The 18364-nt window shown below is 40.9% G+C and carries 15 protein-coding genes; 6 read left to right on the top strand and 9 right to left on the bottom strand.

The features are described 5' to 3' along the window. Positions 1-34: 34 nt before the first annotated feature. Positions 35-1138, top strand: a complete 1104-nt coding sequence (locus OQX62_RS14520; protein ID WP_265832274.1) for an SGNH/GDSL hydrolase family protein — start codon at positions 35-37, stop codon at positions 1136-1138. A gap of 37 nt (positions 1139-1175) precedes the next feature. Here the strand turns inward: OQX62_RS14520 and OQX62_RS14525 are convergent, their stop codons facing one another. Further along, positions 1176-2375: an aminotransferase class V-fold PLP-dependent enzyme gene (locus tag OQX62_RS14525; protein WP_265832275.1), complete on the bottom strand. Its 1200-nt coding sequence runs from the start codon at positions 2373-2375 to the stop codon at positions 1176-1178. A gap of 91 nt (positions 2376-2466) precedes the next feature. Between OQX62_RS14525 and OQX62_RS14530 the strand changes: the two genes are divergently transcribed. Continuing rightward, on the top strand, positions 2467-3930 hold the full coding sequence (locus OQX62_RS14530; RefSeq protein WP_265832276.1) for a PLP-dependent aminotransferase family protein: 1464 nt from the start codon (positions 2467-2469) through the stop codon (positions 3928-3930). A gap of 56 nt (positions 3931-3986) precedes the next feature. Here the strand turns inward: OQX62_RS14530 and OQX62_RS14535 are convergent, their stop codons facing one another. Continuing rightward, a complete protein-coding gene (locus tag OQX62_RS14535) occupies positions 3987-5099 on the bottom strand; it encodes an ATP-binding protein (RefSeq protein ID WP_265832277.1) in 1113 nt (370 codons plus the stop codon). A gap of 361 nt (positions 5100-5460) precedes the next feature. On the opposite strand from OQX62_RS14535, the gene OQX62_RS14540 reads away from it, so the two are divergent. The 3 genes from OQX62_RS14540 to OQX62_RS14550 all read left to right on the top strand — a co-directional run bounded on the left by OQX62_RS14540 (position 5461) and on the right by OQX62_RS14550 (position 7725). After that, positions 5461-6291, top strand: a complete 831-nt coding sequence (locus OQX62_RS14540; protein WP_265832278.1) for an SDR family oxidoreductase — start codon at positions 5461-5463, stop codon at positions 6289-6291. A 121-nt stretch (positions 6292-6412) separates the two neighbouring features. Next, the gene (locus tag OQX62_RS14545; RefSeq protein ID WP_265832279.1) at positions 6413-7318 is read left to right on the top strand and encodes a helix-turn-helix domain-containing protein; all 906 of its coding nucleotides are present in this window, start codon (positions 6413-6415) and stop codon (positions 7316-7318) included. A gap of 23 nt (positions 7319-7341) precedes the next feature. Beyond that, entirely contained in the window at positions 7342-7725 is a 384-nt protein-coding gene (locus OQX62_RS14550; protein ID WP_265832280.1) for a nuclease A inhibitor family protein, read from the top strand. 65 nt (positions 7726-7790) lie between these two features. Here the strand turns inward: OQX62_RS14550 and OQX62_RS14555 are convergent, their stop codons facing one another. Continuing rightward, positions 7791-9179: a DNA/RNA non-specific endonuclease gene (locus OQX62_RS14555; protein ID WP_265832281.1), complete on the bottom strand. Its 1389-nt coding sequence runs from the start codon at positions 9177-9179 to the stop codon at positions 7791-7793. Positions 9180-9451: 272 nt separating this feature from the next. Here OQX62_RS14555 and OQX62_RS14560 point away from each other — a divergent pair, with 272 nt between their 5' ends. After that, positions 9452-9655 carry a hypothetical protein gene (locus tag OQX62_RS14560; protein ID WP_265832282.1) on the top strand — a complete coding sequence of 68 codons (204 nt, stop codon included), beginning with the start codon at positions 9452-9454 and terminating at the stop codon, positions 9653-9655. Positions 9656-9736: 81 nt separating this feature from the next. On the opposite strand, the gene OQX62_RS14565 is transcribed toward OQX62_RS14560, so the two are convergent. The 6 genes from OQX62_RS14565 to OQX62_RS14590 form a co-directional block, all read right to left on the bottom strand. Further along, positions 9737-10582 (bottom strand): cyanophycinase, encoded by an 846-nt coding sequence (locus OQX62_RS14565; protein ID WP_265832283.1) that lies wholly within the window; start codon positions 10580-10582, stop codon positions 9737-9739. Next, positions 10582-11631 (bottom strand): isoaspartyl peptidase/L-asparaginase family protein, encoded by a 1050-nt coding sequence (locus OQX62_RS14570; protein WP_265832284.1) that lies wholly within the window; start codon positions 11629-11631, stop codon positions 10582-10584. The genes OQX62_RS14565 and OQX62_RS14570 overlap by 1 nt, the downstream gene beginning before the upstream one ends. 83 nt (positions 11632-11714) lie before the next feature. Beyond that, entirely contained in the window at positions 11715-13100 is a 1386-nt protein-coding gene (locus OQX62_RS14575) for a RagB/SusD family nutrient uptake outer membrane protein (RefSeq protein WP_265832286.1), read from the bottom strand. A 10-nt stretch (positions 13101-13110) separates the two neighbouring features. Continuing rightward, entirely contained in the window at positions 13111-16473 is a 3363-nt protein-coding gene (locus OQX62_RS14580; protein WP_265832287.1) for a SusC/RagA family TonB-linked outer membrane protein, read from the bottom strand. Between the two features lie 45 nt (positions 16474-16518). Continuing rightward, positions 16519-17631 carry a FecR family protein gene (locus tag OQX62_RS14585; protein ID WP_265832288.1) on the bottom strand — a complete coding sequence of 371 codons (1113 nt, stop codon included), beginning with the start codon at positions 17629-17631 and terminating at the stop codon, positions 16519-16521. A gap of 75 nt (positions 17632-17706) precedes the next feature. After that, a complete protein-coding gene (locus OQX62_RS14590; RefSeq protein ID WP_265832289.1) occupies positions 17707-18258 on the bottom strand; it encodes an RNA polymerase sigma factor in 552 nt (183 codons plus the stop codon). Positions 18259-18364: the final 106 nt, after the last annotated feature.

The following is an 18364-nucleotide window of genomic DNA, read 5'->3' on the forward strand; positions in this document are numbered from 1 at the left end:
TCTATATCATTGCAGTATAGCATACATTCGCATAATGAAACTTAAAACCCTGCACCTGCTTTTATTTTTTTTATTACTGACTTACTTTTCAAAAGCCAATGTAAGACAGGATCACCTGGATACATTATACGCTCCTAAACTGAAACCTTACGGCAGATATTTATTTAACGAAAATAATCAGCTGGAGATGATTAGCTCAGCAGTTCATTTTGGCATTAAATTTAAAGGTGAAAGCTGCAGGATTTTTGCCTCTCTAAAAGATAAACAAGCCCACAATTATATACAATACGAAATTGATGGGGTTTATCAGCATCGGATAAGAATCAATGGTAATCTCAAAGAACCCATAATCATAAAAGCCGGTGGTAACGGTGAGCATAGCTTATGGATTTATAAAGCCACGGAAGCACATACCGGAGCGATTCAGATTTCAAAGATTGTGGCAGATGGCGTAAAATCCATTGCAGTTCTGAAAGCACCACTGATTGAATTTATTGGAAACAGCATTACCTGCGGAGCAGCATCAGACTTTTCATTGTTTCCGTGTGGAACAGGCGAATATCATGATCAGCATAATGCATATATGGCTTATGGACCGAGAGTCGCCAGGAAACTGGGGATGAACTACCTGTTAAGCAGTGTAAGTGGCATTGGAATTTACAGAATGTGGAACATGGATGGTCCTTCTATGCCTCAGGTTTATGAGCATGTAGATTTTCAGCCCGGTAGCCCGCATAAATGGGATTTCAAAAAATACAGCCCGAAGATTGTGAGTATTGCTCTAGGGACCAATGATTTAAGTACCGGGGATGGAAAAACAAATAGAAAGCCATTTGATGAGACTATTTTTATAGAAAGATATGTTGACTTTATCAGACTTGTAAAGTCCAGATATCCAAAAGCACAAATAGCGCTTTTAAGCAGCCCGATGATAAAGAACGCACAAAAGGAACTATTGGAAAGGTCCCTTCAAATTATAAAAGTGAAAATCGACGCTCTGTATCAGAAAGACAAGAAAGTTAAAACGTTCTTTTTTCCGGCAATGGAGCCTCGCGGCTGTTCAGGACATCCCAGTGTAGACGATCATTCGATTTTAGCAGATCAGTTATTACCTTTTTATCAGTCGCTGCTTAAATAATGAGACAGGTAATCCAAATGCTCTCTTAAAGAGGTTCCTATGGTAGCAATTTACTTATTTCCAGGACAGCGGCGCATAAGCCATCAATTTCTTCCTCTGTATTGTAATAATGAACAGATGCCCTCACCACACTTGTTAACTGATTTTTATCCATGTAATATAAAGTAGATTTTGCCATGGCTACGGATACATTTATCTTTTTAGCGGCCAGTTTAATTTTAATCTCCTGCGGTGTTATACCCTCAATTGAAAAAGTGACGATACCACATTTTTGTTTACCGGTATCATGAAGGGTTACTCCATCTATAGTTTCCAGGTTCTGGCGTAATGAGGCTGACAATAGCTGTATCCTTGTCCAGATCCTGTCTACACCAATGTGGAGTGCATAGGCTACCGCTCTCCCCAAACCAAGGGTAAGTGCCCGGTTTTTTTCATACAGCTCGAACCTGCGACCATCATCTCTCAATTTATATGCTGTAGTGGTAACCCATTCCGCATTAAATCCATCAATGGCAGTTAATCGCAGCTGATCACGAATTTCCTTTCTAACGAACAAGAAACCTGTTCCACGCGGTGCGCGCAGATATTTACGACCAGTAACGGAAAGCATATCACAACCTATTTCCTTTACATCAATGGGAACCTGACCAGCACTCTGGCAAGCATCCAGCAGATAGAGAATACCATATTTACGCGCTATGGCTCCTATCGCTGCAATAGGCATCATCCCTCCGGTGCCTGATGCTATGTGGGTGATAGCCAGTAATTTTGTCTTCGGGGATATTGCCTCTTCTAACGCCGGCAGAGAAAAATTACCATACTCGTCATTAGGGATCACTTTAATACAAATACCATCACGTTTTTGGACATGTAAAAATCCGATGAGATTGGTAACATATTCCATCTCACAAGTAATGATCTCATCTCCTTTGCTGAAAGCTATACCATTGAAAGCAATCATCCAGGCTGCACTTGCGCTTTCCAGAATCGCAATCTCATCACTATCTGCGTTGATGAGCTGTGCAATCAAATCATAAGTACGCAGTAATTCTGGCTGATACATGGCTTCAGCTTCATATCCGCCCATGGTAGCTTCGGCTTCCAGATAGTTAATCATTGTAGTTAAAACTTCATCTGGAGGCAAAGATGCGCCAGCATTATTGAAATGAGTAAGGTTTGCCGTGCCTTTGGTCTCCTGTCTGAATTGCAGTACTTCTTGTTCGCTTATAGAATTCATAGCTGTTTGATTAATTATTTAACAAAGTAAAAGTATATTATCATAGCAAAACAGATTCAGTTTTGTTAATTTTGACCATAACAGATTCCAAATGATGGTCACTAAAATAGCTTCGGAAAAAGAATTCCTATATGTGCAGATTGCTTCCAGGATAGCGCATCAGATCAGGCAAAACCTACTTAAGAAAGGTGATAAATTACCCTCCGTGAGAGCTTTAAGTGAAGAGCAGCGAATTAGTATAAGTACAGCCTATAAAGCTTATGTAGAACTGGAAAATACTGGTATGATCGAGGCAAGACCAAAATCAGGTTATTATGTCAAGTTTTCTTCAAACAGGATGAGCGAAATTCCATCTGTGCAGCTTCCCTTAAAACAGATGGAGCAGAGTGATGTATCTCAGATGATTGCCTTAGTTTATCAGCAGGTTTCGGGTGAAGGCATTATAGGATTATCGCGTGCTGCACCGCCCGTTAATTTGATACCTGTTGCGAAACTGAATAAATCCATGATGGAAGCATTGCGTCAGAGTGGTTCGGGAAACACCAGCTATGAGCATTTACAGGGAAATATTTCCCTGCGCCGGCAGGTAGCCAAAAATGCCTTTAACTGGGGTGGAAACATTACAGCAGATGACGTTGTGACCACGCATGGCTGTATGGAAGCCTTAGTTTTTTGCCTCCGCGCAATTACTAATCCGGGCGATCTGGTAGCGATAGAAAGTCCGGCATATTTTGGAATTTTCAACCTCATGCTGAGTTTGAATTTAAAGGTACTGGAAATCCCGGCAGATGCGGAAACTGGTTTAAACCTGGAATACCTGGAGAAAGCGCTGGAAACACTACCCGTTAAAGCGTGTTTATTTGTGCCTAATTTCAGTAATCCTACCGGGAGTTGTATGCCGGACGCACGCAAACGGCAGCTGGTTAAATTATTGAGTGAAAAACAGATTCCAATGATAGAGGATGACATCTATGGCGAGATTTACTTTGGCAAAAGCAGACCACGTACGTGTAAAAGTTATGATTTGCAGGGTCTGGTGATGTTATGTTCATCCGTTTCAAAATCAATTGCGCCAGGCTACCGGGTGGGCTGGTGTATACCTGGAATTTTTAAAGATCAGGTACTTAATATCAAGATGATCCATACCGTTTCTTCATCCACACCTACACAGGCTGCTATAGCACATTTTTTCGAAACCGGACGTTATGATTTACATATGCGTAATTTACGCAAAGTGCTTTATACCCAATGCCTGCGATATATGCAGGGTATTGAAAAGTATTTTCCTGAAGGTACGATGATCAGCCGTCCCCGGGGCGGTTATGCTTTATGGATAGAACTGGATAAAAGTATAAATGCTTTTGAACTCTATAACGCGGCAATAGCACAGCAAATCAGTATTGCACCGGGTCAGATTTTTAGTACCGATTCCCGCTTTTCTAATTTTTTACGGATTAGTTTTGGAGCGGTATATGATAATGCAATTGATAAAAGTCTGCAGGTTTTAGGAGAGATCATCCACAAACTTATTAAACGTTATCCAAAAAAAATCTAATCTAGTTTTCTCCATTGACAAATTGAGCAAGTTAAAAATTCATAGCTATCCCAATCCTATTTTTTAAAGGACAATTTAAAAGTTGTACTCATTCCCAATTCACTGAACGCTTCAATTTTTCCCTGCAAAGCCTCTATTTGCGCTCTGATGATGAATAAGCCCAAACCCTTTGCATCAGAATTGCCATTAAAGGTTTTATACATGCCAAATAACTGATCCTGGTATTTATCCAGATCAATCCCTACACCATTGTCTTTGAATGTTAATATAGTATAGATGTCGTCAGAACAGATACTGATACTGATACTGATCTGTAATGGACGATCCGGCGACTTATATTTTAGCGAATTAGTAATTAAATTCAACAGGATACTTTCAAAGTACGAGGGATTGGTTTCAATATAATCTTCTTCATTCAAGTTATACACCATACTTGTATCAGCATTAGCAACCAGATTTTCAATACTTTTCAGGATGCTTTCGATCTCCTTTTGAATATAAATCTTTTTGATAGAAAGGTTGGTCTGAGACTGGATACTGATGACTTCATTTAAATTGTGGATAGTAGCATCCAAGCTACCCACACTGGTCTTCAGCATATCCCATAAAACTACCTGCTCTTCCGCATCTTCCAGCTCGGTCAGGTTGATAATACCTAATATATTGGCCACATGTGACCGTACATTATGCGAAACAATATAAGTAAAATTGATCAGACGCTTATTCTGTTGTGATGTGATGTCCACCAGCGCACGTAACTCTTCTTGTTTTATAATTTGCGAGGTAATATCATGGCCAATACAAAGCACTTCCAGGGGCTCTTCATTCTTATCAAATAAGAGTGAAAATTCCCATTGCGTGTATAAAAACTGATCACGAACCGGCTTTCTGAGAATTACCCACTGTGATTTTTCCGGTTCCTGAAAAAGTAAAGTCACGGTATCTATACAGAGTTGATGATCTTCCGGTAAAATGTGATTTAAAGATGGTTGTCCAATCCAGACCAATGGATCAATCTCGAATCGTTTAGCGAAGAACGGATTCATATAGGCATAATTGCCCAACAGATCAGTATTTATAATATAGAAAGAGTTATTATCAATAATTGATTTGTAATAATCATTATCTCTTTGAACTTGTTCCAGAAGGCTGTCGGAACTATTAATCATATCAATTTTGCTAAGTAGATCATTGCAATCCATATAATTATGCGCTGATGCGGCAAGATACACCAATATATCCCAACATACAGGTAACAAACCGGGAACTCTTCATAATAACACATATATATGTTATTATGTATCATTTCAACATCACCTGCAAGTAAATAACTGACAATCAACTATAAATGAAATCCCAGGGTCTTTATCAATCGTTTTTGTGACCCCGGTTACTGATCATCCGGATCAGGCCAGGTTTGAATTATACAACTATCGGTTTGGATAGAACAAACGCAATGTATTAAGGGCAGCTAACTTTGTGTTATCAATAATGGCGTTTAATTATTCACAGCAATTTAGATCAAACACAATGAAAACTATTTTAATAACAGGTGCATCATCAGGCATAGGAAAAGCAACGGCTAAAAAATTTGCAGCTGCAGGATGGAATGTCATCGCATCCATGCGCTCGCCGGAAAAGGAAGCTGAACTATCATTGCTGGAAAACGTAATGGTGATCAGACTCGACGTGCAGGATAAGGAAAGTATCCGCGAAGCAATACACTCAGGAATCAATAAGTTCGGTACTATTGACACCGTGGTTAACAATGCCGGTTTTGGTATTCTGGGTGCTTTTGAAAAATCTACTGACGAACAGATACAAAATCAGTTCAGTGTAAATGTATTTGGCGTGATGAACGTGATCAAAGCGATTCTCCCCCATTTCAGGGAAAAACAAGATGGAACAATAATCAATATTACCTCACAGGGCGGAAGAGTTACCTTCCCTACCTGCAGTTTATACCATTCCACAAAGTTTGCCATTGAAGGTTTTTCAGAGTCGTTAGCCTACGAATTACTTTCGCAAAATATTACCGTAAAAATTGTAGAGCCGGGTTCTACTGAAAGTAATTTCTTTAGTGCTGCAGGTATGGCGGCAGATCAAGGTATTACAGCGTATGAAGAATTTGATAAAATTGCACTCGATAACTGGAATAAGAATGATACCATGACTTCAAAGTCAGCGGAAATTGCTGAGGTGATCTACCAGGCAGCTACCGATAATAAAAATCAGCTGCGCTATATGGCCGGGAAAGATACAGCGCTGTACTTCGGAATCAGAAAAGGCGAAGATCAGGAATATGTAAACTACATGAGAAAAGCTTTTATTCCTGAAATACTCGAAAAGCGAAATAAATAAATACCAGCATACCCGATATACATTTCAGGACTGTAATTCTTACATCAGTAGCTTTAAACATTTGGTATCCGGAAAACCGTCTTTTTGAAACTTTTATCATAACATTACCTTAGCTTAGTATATGGAAAAAACAGAGTTGCTTGAAGATTTCTATAGAGAAAAATTCAATGTTTCCCGGTCTGAGCTGAATCATAAGGAGCTGCAATTTGCGATATTTACCAATGAAGAATGCGCGAATGGCACAAGCATGAAATACCGGCGCAGGGATTTTTATAAGGTATCCCTATTCAAAGGAAAGATATTAATCCATTATGGCGACAAGAGTCTGGAAGTTTCGGGAGTTGCGCTGGTATTTTTTAATCCTGATATTCCCTATACTGTTGAAATGCTGGAAGAAACTAACTATGGAGGGTATTTAATTTTCAGGGAAAACTATCTTAATGAATATGTAAGGACTAACATCCGGGATTTCCCCTTATTTGCGAACGCATCAAGACCAATCTATATGTTAAACGAAGAGCAGGAAAAGACAGCGGATAAAATATTCATGAAAGCGCATAAAGAGATGAATTCCGATTATGCCTACAAACATGATCTTATCCGGAATCAGGTGCTGGAGCTGATGCATTTTGCACAAAGAATGTTGCCGACAGAGACGATCTATCAAAATATAGATGCAAAGCTGAGAATCACCAACGTCTTTCTTGAACTGCTGGACAGACAATTCCCGGTGGAATCGGCAAATCAGGAATTTGAATTACGTGCTGCCGGTGATTATGCCGGGAAACTCGGTCTGCATGTGAATTATTTGAATCGTGCTGTCAAATCTGTTACCGGACGCACCACGACCGAGCATATTGCTGAAAGACTTACAAATGAAGCAATTGCAATGCTGAAACACACAGACTGGAATATCTCGGAAATCAGCTATAGCCTTGGCTTTGCAGACCTATCCCATTTTAACCATTTTTTCAAGAAACATACCCGGCAAACGCCATCAACTTACAGAATAATAAACGGAAATTAGGTTTACAACCGATGCTTAAAACTATGAAATCGACACAAATAAAACTGGAAAGCGCAGCAGATGGTCTGTTAATGATGAGTGAATCAGATTATCCTTTCACCTGGTTCGAAACACCGGTAGACCAACTTGATGAAAAGCTTATTCTCCAACTTGCCGGAAAACCAGAGGGTTCGGTTATTGAGAAAACAGATCTTGATCACTTATTAAGGAATATGACCAGTACCTCCTCTGGTACGGTAAATCAGGAAACAGCAAAAAAATTCAGCAGCCTGTCAAGCGGAATAAAAGAAGAGCTTACAGATGTGGTGGTTTACCGGGTTGGAGAAGTCCGGATTGAAGTGCTTATTGCTGGAATCACGAAAGAAGGAAAAGTTGCAGGAATGCGCACGCAATTGATAGAAACGTAAATTTATAAAAAACAGACCTTTGCAAGCGGTCTTGCAAAGGTCTGTTTTTTTAACATCGGAAATGATTACTGATTGTCCACCCCGGTCTCTAATGCATCCTGCACAGCCTGCGGCAGCGCCGATAAAAGGTTATAACCTGTAGCAGACTCTATACTTCTGACAGAGCAGCGGTACTGTTTCCAGTCTGTACCAATACTATTGGTATTTGGTGTATTCACTGCTATTACTCTGGTCGTGCTGTTCATACGGCTCAGGTCTCCATTTCCATTCGGCAAAACAACAATCACTTTCCACACATTTGATGGAACTGTAACATTACCGCCGTCAATCGTTGTTGCAAAGCCATTTGAACCCGTTCCGCCGGTACCATAACTGCCCATAATAATATATACTTCATTACCAGCCGTTACCAGTGATCGTGAATAATTTTCTAAGGTAGCCCATGACTGCTGATTGTTATTTGATGCCTGGGGAATCATATTTGTCATCAGAAATGTAGCCTGGTTAGCCGCAGTTGACGAAGTGCGGTCGCCACTTGGACAATTATGCCCCCTATCGAAACCCGAACCTGAATAACTGGTATTCTGCACATGGTACCAGCTTGATGGTAAACTCGGATCTGCACGGAAATCATCTGTACGACCTGTTGAACCCAGACTACTACTGCCTGCATACCAGCTCACCCAGTTCGGTGTTCCCCTGTCGCGATTATAACTCTCCACAAAATAAGTCTGATCCATCAGGTAATTAGTAGCTGAAGTAAGGCTGCTTGTTGCCCCGCTGGGATTGCCTAATAACAGGTTTGTATTATCGCCAACGGAACCACCGGAGCCACCATCGCCTCCACCACCAGTATTGCCATCATCATAACTATTAATGGTGAAGTCGTCTATATTGATCCGGTTAGTTCCACCGGTAGTTTTTCTGATCTGGAAACGTAAGGTTCCGGCCTGATTAACAGTAAAAGTAGCTGTATTTAACGCTGTACCAGATGCAGTAACTGTAGCACCTGTCTGCGTATAACTGCTTCCGCCATTGGCAGATACCCATAACTGGAAGTTTGAAGCCGCATCAGTTCCATAAACAGCATATTTAAAAGTTACTGTGGAAGCACCTGTAGTTACGTTAAAATTCATGCCCAGTATACCGGTATTACGGATCCGTACCGACTGTGCGCCGGACTTGCGATCCGTAGAACTGTTGCCCACCAACGCATCATTGAGTGTCCAGGACCCACTACCGAAAGTTACATTGCCGGTAGCATAAGCTGTTTTGGTACCTGATTCAAAAGTTTCGGCAAAAGTCTGTGTGATGGCACGAGCGAGCGACATGGAAGATTTTTCAGAAAGATTTGCATTTAAAGCAGCTTCTTCAGGTGCAGCTATTTGTTTTGAGCAGGCAACAAAAAAGAAAGCGGTAGTCAGCGTACTCAGCAGTAAGTTTTTCAAATTCATAAAGATTGTTTTAAATAGGATTATGTAATACAATATCGGCATCTGCATGTTAATACAGCATTAATTGATTATTTATTTCAGCTTATTATCATTTTATTATGCTGCAACAGTAGGATATACAATGCGGCGGTAAAGGCAACTATTCCAATACATTCGCAGCGATCAGTCCAGCATTCAGGAATAAGAATGACAGGATTATCACAAAACCGGGTTACCTTTTGCACTAAATAGTATTAACTAATGAAAACAAGACATTTCAACAAAACAGTATTATGAAAAATATATTCAAATTTGGCTTTTTAGCTTTCGCAATTTCATTATCAGTAGCGGCATGTGGTAGTAACAAAGAAGCAGGTGCAACTGATTCTACTTCAACTGACACTACAATGGCAGATACTTCAATGACTGGTATGGACACTACAGCAAAAGATACTGCTGCTACAGATACATTAGTTAAAGACACTACAAAAATGTAATTTAAGCTTTTAAAAGCTGAAAAAAAGCCTGATCAATCATCCAATTGGTCAGGCTTTTTTTTATAAAATTCTCCTGTAATGCTACTGTTTTTTCAGTAAAAACTGATCACCTGCTGTATACAGGTTAAACTCCAGACCATCCAGTTTGATCAAATTTTTACTGGTAACTTTTAAGTTTTTTGGTTTGGAGATTCGCAGCACCTGACTCGCTCCCGCAACGGTTACCTTTTTCTGCTGAACAATAATAGCTGTCCCTTCATCTATGCCAATGCATTCATATTTAGGATATGCTGCCAGTGCAGAGATCAGTCGATTATATCTGCTGCGTTTAAGAAAATGCTGATCGATAATTACACCATCCAGCAAACCCATTCCTTCTTCAAACTCAATATTCCCGGTCCACAATTTATTGAACGTTTCTTTATAGACGCTGTCTTGTAATTGAGTGCCGGTAATCATCTGTTTGCTCATTACTGCTGCTCCTGCACTGGTACCTGCAATAGTGGCTCCATTTTGATAAGCCTCATGGATTGCGGCATAAACTGGCGTGTGCAACACTGCTTTCATAAAACGGCTTTGGTCGCCGCCAGCAATATAAATCAACCTCGCTCCTTTTAAAGAATCAAGCCAATTTTTGTTATTCACTTGCTCTGGTGTAAAATTCAAGGCAGCAATGTTGTTTTTCGAGAAGGCAGTTATCTGCTTTTTAATAGCGTTGAAAGAAGCTTCCGGCTCTGCAGTGGCCATCGGTAAAACAATGATATAATCCTTTTGCTGCATGGCCGATGTTTCGAGAAGCGACTGTATCAGTTCGGGGGAGCGCGTGCCTCCTCCAATGATAAAGAGCTTTCCCTTTTGTGCCATCAGCTGGGTAGCTGACAGCAAAAGGATAAAAATAAACGCATAAGTACGATATATATATTTCATTAGTTGTTTTTATAAATCAGGATCTCAATTTTACCATCTTCAGTAACAGTTCCTCTGTACATGCCTTCAGTATTGAAAGGCATCGCTACGTGGCCTTTGGCATCCAAAGCAATTAAACCACCGTCACCACCCATCTTACCAACTTTTTCTATCGCTGCCGCAGCAGCATCGGTAACGCTCATATTTTTATATTCCATCATGGCCGAGATATCATGGGCTACCACATTGCGGATATAGAATTCACCCCAGCCTGTGCAGGAAATTCCCGCAGTGGTGTTATTCGCATAGGTACCTGCTCCGATAATCGGTGCATCGCCTACCCTCCCGTATTTTTTGTTGGTCATCCCGCCTGTTGAAGTTCCTGCAGCCAGATTGCCAGCCTGATCAAGCGCAACAGCTCCTACCGTACCGAATTTAAAATCATGATTAAGGGTACCTAATTTCATGGATTTTTTACTCCCATGGTCTAGTACCGCCTTAGCAGAATCTTCCTTAATCGCTTGCTGTAAACCATCCCAGCGTTCTTTAGTATAGAAATATTTGGGATCTACAATGGTTATACCTGCCTGCCTGGCAAAAGCTTCTGCACCCTGACCTACCATCATCACGTGTTCTGATTTCTCCATTACTGCCCTTGCAGCGGAAATTGGGTTTTTAATAGTCGTTACTCCGGCTACTGCACCAGCCATCATCGTCTTACCTTCCATTATCGCAGCATCCATCTCATTCTTCCCATCATGGGTAAAGACAGCTCCCTTACCGGCATTAAAAAGCGGGGAATCTTCCATCACATGAATAGTAGCCTCTACAGCATCAAGGCTGGATTTCCCTGCTTTCAATGTTTTATAACCTGTTTGTAAAGCAAGCGTTAAGGCGGCCCGGTAAGCCGCTTCTTTCTCCACACTCATGTTTTTTCTGGTCAGCGTACCCGCACCACCGTGGATGACCATGATATATTTTTGTTCTTTATTTTGTGCAATTGATACATTGACCGCCATGCACAACAGCAGTATGGCACTTGTTTTGAAAAGTATTAAATTCTTAATCATGGTTATTGTTCTATTATAATTTATTTACCCATTATTTGCGTTCAATCCGCATACCACGTTGTTGAATAGCGCATTTGTAAGCATTAGTAATTAGGATTCTGTACAGCGTTTTTGTTGATAGCCAATTCCTGTGCAGGTAATGGAAATGCATACTGGGCTGCAGCTGGCAATAAAGTTACTGCACCAGAGGTATTTACAGCATCGATCGCTAATCTTTCTACAGGGAGATTTCTTCTTTTTAAGTCGAAGAAACGGTGCCCTTCAAAAGCTAATTCTTTAAAGCGTTCTGCGTAAATAGCGTCAATCAATGCGGTTTTATTTGCAAAAGTTGCATTCGTATATCCGGTAATCCTTGCTGCGCGCAAAATATTCAGATCCGCTGCCGCATCCCCTGCTGATTCGGCTTTGGCTTCTGCCCTGATCAGGTACATTTCGCCGGTTCTGAATAATTTGAGGTCTGCCTGCCCGGGACTGTCTGCAGGGCCTGCATATTTATGGACAAGATACTTTGATTTAGTGCCGATTCTTGTTGCATCAAACTGAACATAAGCAGCATAACGTATATCATTCAACTGATCAAAAGAATTAATCAATTTAAATGATGGCGCATATAAAACTCTTTCTACGTCCTGACGGAAGTATACAGCGCCTGTCCGGTCATCAGTAGGCACTCTTTTCGCTTTCCAAACTACTTCGGTCTCCGACTCGTCTGTCCAGATAGATGGAAACTCCGTTATATCTGCCAAAGGTAATGCTGTGATGACCTCTGTAGAATAGGTAATGGCATCGGCCCAGTTTTTTTCATAAAGGGCAAGTCTGGCCTGTATTGCTGAAACTGCCGTTCTTGTGATCCTGCTATTGTCATCAGCTGTTGCAGGCAACAAAGCTTTTGCGGCGATCAGGTCTGATTTTGCGCCTTCAATTGTAGTCTCGAATTTATCTCTGGCAAGAAACTCAAAGGATGGGGATTTAAGATAAGTAACCCCTAAAGAGCCACTCTGATAAGATGCGGCATAAGCACGCAATAATTCAAAATGGAAAAAAGCACGCAAGGCAAGTAATTGTCCCTTGTAATTATTCGCCGTGGCAATATCGGCACCGGTTAAAGTGAGTAAATCCAGTCCTGCAATAGTCCTGTTCACACGATCTATGGCCTGATAATAAGCCGTATAAAGACCAGTAACAGAACCATTACTTCCTGTATAAAGCCATCTGTGGGTATCGGTATTGCTCACCGTATTTTCTGTTGGCAGATTCACTTCATCAGACACCATTGAATTATTAATCATAATGTCTGTATTAATCAATGCATAAGCACCATTTAAGCCAAGATTGATATCACTTAAATTTCTGAATGCTTTATCCGGGTCGATAAAATCAGTCGGTTTATAATCTAATTTTGTACAGGATACCATCAGGATCAATAGGTATAATATCACTGTATATCTTTTATATGAGTTATTTATCATTTTTTTATATTTAGAAGTTAGCACTCAGACCAGCAGTATATGTTCTCGCATTAGGATATTGAAAACGACCATAGACACTGTTATTTTCAGGATCCATTCCCCTCCATTTGGTCCATGTAAAAAGGTTCTGGCCTTGTATAAAAAATTTGAGTGTTTTTATTACCCCTATCTTATCAAGTGTTTTCTGAGGAACAGCATAACCGATATTCAGATTTCTTAACCTCAGGAAAGATGCATCTTCAATATCTTTGGAAGTAAAGTTTCTCGGCACATTAAAGCGCTGCAGTGTCTTCTCATCGCCTGGCTTCATCCACCTGTCTTCCAGCATCCTTAAGGATTGGTTACTGGTGGCATACCGCTGATTTTCATTGTAAAAATCTTCGTTGTTCCAGCGCTTGATACCAGAGACGAAAGAGAACAATGCTGTCGCGGAAAAGCCTTTGTAACTCAGGCTGGTATTAAAACCTCCGGTAAGTTTCGGAAACATACTGCCTGAATTGGCAACGCTCTGTGTAGTGGCATTATATACGTTGGTAATACTGCCATCCGGATTATAATATTGTGCATCACCGGTTTGTGAATTTACGCCTGCCCAGCCTGGTGCATAATAAGATCCATAAGGGAGGCCGACTTGAAAAATACGTGTATCGCCATCAAGCAGCTGATCTGCAGCATCGGTAAGGAACAGGATTTTGTTTTTATTATAACCTGCATTGGCACCCAGCGACCAGGTAAATGATGCAGTCTTAACGAGATCTCCGCTAATGTCAAATTCTATCCCCCGGTTCTGCATCTTACCCGTACTCAGGGATACTGACTCAAATCCTGAAAGTGCAGACAGCGGCTGATCAAAGAACATATTGGATGTTTTCTTATTATAAAAATCCATGGTTAAACGTAACCTGCGACTTTTAAATAGAGTCAAATCAAATCCGGCATTAAATTCGTTCACGTACTCCCAGTCATAATCAACGTTACCGGGGGACGTAGGCCTTAAACCTGTCTGTCCATTATAAGTTGCTCCTAAATCATAAGTGGCCAGATAATTAAAATCCCCACTTAAAGGACTGGCAGTAGTACCATAACTCGTCCTCAGATTGAAGTCTGAAATCAGGCTGAAATCCTGCAGAAAGCTTTCTTTTTTCACATTCCAGTTTGCACCCCCGGAATAGAAACCATGCCATTTATTTTTAGGCGCCACCTTGGTAGATCCATCGTAGCGGTAACTGCCCGTCAGCGTATATTTTTCGTCATAGGTGTATCTCGCAACTCCCATAAAAGATGCCAGGCCGCTTTTTGTTTTCCCTCCGCCCACTTCCGGCAGAAAATCAGCACTATTGGTTATGCCTGCCGGAGTTTCAGGTAATCGACCGTCAAGCCCAAAACCTGCAAAATTGAAAGCATTGTAATTATTATACACATATTCATAATAAGCGGAAGCTTCGAAATCATGCTTTTCATTAAAAGTTTTAGCATAAGTTAACCCGGTAGTAGAGATAAAATTGAAATTCCTTCTGGTACCTTCTTCATAACGACCTTTACCACCCAAAGTGTAGGTATCGTCTGTTGATCCGTAGTACGAATCCGGATTGATATATAGCTGATCTGTAGAGTTTCTGTAATCAACCCCCATCCTTGTGGTCACCTTCAGCTCCGGCAGAATCTGATAAGCAAGAGAAATACCGATGATAGATTTCAGCTGATCCGTTTTATTAGATGAATTTTGCAGACGTTCCAGGGCCTGGCTACCTTCACGCTGATCCAGTATAAAATAGTTATCCTGGTTACCCGGGTGGATCAGTGTACCGTCAGGAGCGTACGGATTTTCGTATGGCAACGCATAATAGGCGGCCGACATGGCAGTCCCAGAACCTGTGCTGCCTTCGCCCTCTGTAAAGCTGGAATTGGAATAACCAATAGCGATGTTCACATTACCTGAGAACTTGTTGTCTTTGAAATCAACATTACTTTTTAAGGAATACCTTTCCAAACCAGTCCGTTTTGCGATACCGTCCTGTTTGTAGTAATTTAAAGAATTGTAAAATCTGATGTTTTCATTTCCGCCGCTTACACTGGCCTGTTGCTCCTGAAATTTACTGTTCTGATAGATCTGATCTCTCCAGTCAATATTAATATTCCGCAAGCTGTCCATGATCTGATCTGCCTGCTGCCTGAATGCGGCCGTTCCGTTTATATAATCAGGATTTTTAGAAGAGTAAGTCCATCCTGGTCCCAGGGTCCTTCCAAAATCGACTCCCACTCCTTCTTCAAACGCCAGGCGTTGTGCGGTGTTCATCATCGTTGTTTTAGACCTCGTAAGATCAGAGAAACCGTACTGCGAAGAATACTGAACCTGAACTTTGCCAGCCTTACCTTTTTTACTCGTAATGATAATCACTCCGTTGGATCCTCTGGAACCATACAACGCTTTTGCGGATGCATCTTTCAAGACCCTGACATCCTCAATATCTTCGGGATTGATCGTTTGAAAAAATCCGCCTTCAATTGGGGTACCATCTAAAATATACAATGGTGTTGAAGAGCCGTTTACACTCCCTATTCCCCTGATCACAGTTGTAGCACTCGTTCCCGGTTGCCCTGAGCTGGAAATTACGCTCATTCCCGGCACTCGTCCCTGCAGAATCTGATCAAAAGTTAAACCGGGTACATCATTTATTTTGTCACCCGTAACCAGTGTGGAAGAACTGGCGGACTGACTTTTTTTATACGCAGTGTAGCCAGTCACCACCACCTCCTGTAAGTTCTGGTTATCAACTTGTAAAGTAACGTTTAAAACACCTCCGTTTAATGGAATTACTTTTTTCACATAACCTACATAAGTAAATTCGAGGCTGGTACTGTTATCCGGAACACGGATGCTGTAAGCACCATTGGCATCTGTTGTCGTGGCTAAAGAAACCCCGCTGACTTTAACAGATACGCCTGGCAAAGGCAGGCCATTCTGATCTGTCACCCTGCCTGAAACAACAATATCCTGCTGTACATTTTTACTGGCATAAATAACTACCAGATTACTTTCTTTAAGCATATAGATCAGGCCTGTTTCTTTTAATACCGTTTTCATCGCTTCATCCAGTGAGGCTTCACGAATATTGACGGTTATTTTCCTGTCATTTGCTAAAGTATTATTGCTGTACACAAAACGGTATTCTGTCTGTTTTTCAATCATTTTCAGCAGGTTTTTTATACTCGTCTGATTAGCTGATATGTTGATCTTCTGCTGGGCAAAGCTCCCTGCTGAGACCTGCATGCACATGATCATGATGATCATTCCGGTCAGCTTTAAGGTCAGCAGAATCCTTTTGGTCAGCGCCGAATTATCCGGGCGCTGTTTAAGTAGCGTTTTTATCATAGTGGTTTGGTTTAGGTATTTATATAAGATTGTGATTCATTCAGGTCATTTTGATTTATTGATAATTATTTTATCCTCTGTTACTGTGAATTGGAAAGGATACGACAGCTGCAGGGCTTCCAAAGTCTTCAGGACATTTTCATTCTCAAAGACCCCGGAATAACGATAATTTTTCACCTCATCGTCAGTCACTACGATGGTGATCCCGTACCATTGCTGTAATTTTCGGGCGATAACAGAAAGTGGTTCATCTTCTATATCAAGGCGGTTGCGTACCCATTTAATTTCATCAGGTTTTCCAGTTCCTGTACTCCTGTTTTTTACTGGCAGGATGCTGTAGAAAGAGTGATTAATATCCTGTTTAGCGCCAATAGAATTATAGCTGACCAGCTTTTCATCGGGCTTTAAAGTGATGGAATAATTAGTGTGCTTTTTTGCGTCAACACGTACGCTGCCGCGGATCAGCGTTGTTTCCATAGTCGTATCGCCGGGATAGGCTTTCACATTAAAGACTGTTCCCAGCACCCGGATATCACTTGAAATGGTATGCACGACAAAAGGATGCTGAGGATCGTGTTTAACATCAAAAAAAGCTTCTCCTGAAAGCCACAATTCCCTGTTGCCGGTGCTGAAATTCTGGTTGAGCCGGATAGTACTCTCCTTCCCTATAGTGATTAGGGTACCGTCAGGAAGCAGAACAGTTTTGCGGATAGCCGATCCGGAGCTTATACTTTTGCCGGAAACATTTTTGGAAAATAAATTTTCTGCAGGCTGCTTGCCTTGAAATAGTAAAACCGAAGAAACGGCAATAATTCCGGCAGCGGCCAGTCCTGCCAGGTACCGGTAAATTCGATCAGTTTTTTTTGATAATACTATTGGGGTAGCTCCGGCACGGGTAGTAATGAGTTCATCGAAAATTTCCCTTTGTTTGATCCCCTTTCTTAAATCTTCGAGCTGTACGGTTTTGCTGCCCTGCCTTGCCGTCAGCAATCCGACTATTTTTTTTGCCTCCTCAAAATCCAATGCTCTTCCGGGCCTGTCCCGGATCCATTCATCCCATAAAATCTGGATTTTCAGGTCAGAACCGAGACAGTACTGCTGAAAATTATCATTACATACCAGCTCTTCTACAGAAAAATCATCATTTGGCATCCGCATAGGTCTATTTTTAACCTATAGACAGGAAAACGCATATGATTTCCTAAGGAATTCTCATTTATTTTACTAATAATTTTATTTGAGCAGTTTCCTTAATGTTTTTATAGCATCATAAATAGTATTATAAGCAGTCTTTACGGTTTGGGAAGTTCTCTCTGCAATCTGACCATAAGAAAGACCATCAAAAAACTTAAGCTGAATAAGTTCTATCTGTCGCGGTGTAAGCTGTTTTATTGCCAATCCGAGTTTATCTTTTACTTCCTGATCGATTTGTACTTTAATAATGATCGCTTCGTAAGACAACTCATTCCAGTTTTCCTCTGTTCCCATCTGATTAAAAACAGCTTGCATTTTATCAGTATGTGCGAGCTGATCCAGCATACAGCGACGAAGGGAGGTCATTAAATAAGATTTAACCTGCCGAACAGCCTGGAGCCTATCCCTCTTATCCCATATATTCAAGAATATCTGGTTCACACAGTCTTTAACCAGCTCATCATCAGGATTTATTTTAAGCCCGAAGCGGATTAAATGAAAATACATTTTATTGTACAATTCAAATAAGGCCTGTTTATCACCCAGACGCATTTTATCCCAATTATTTATATCCTCGTCCTCAACCGGCATATCAAGAGCTGAATATAGGAATTAATGCAGGTAAAATGGATAATAAAAAATCCTCTTTTCGAACAGCTTCGCTGACCGTAAAGAGGATTTTTTAAGAGGATTTAAG

It is taken from the genome of Pedobacter sp. MR2016-24 (genome assembly GCF_026239655.1).
Lineage (GTDB): Bacteria > Bacteroidota > Bacteroidia > Sphingobacteriales > Sphingobacteriaceae > Pedobacter.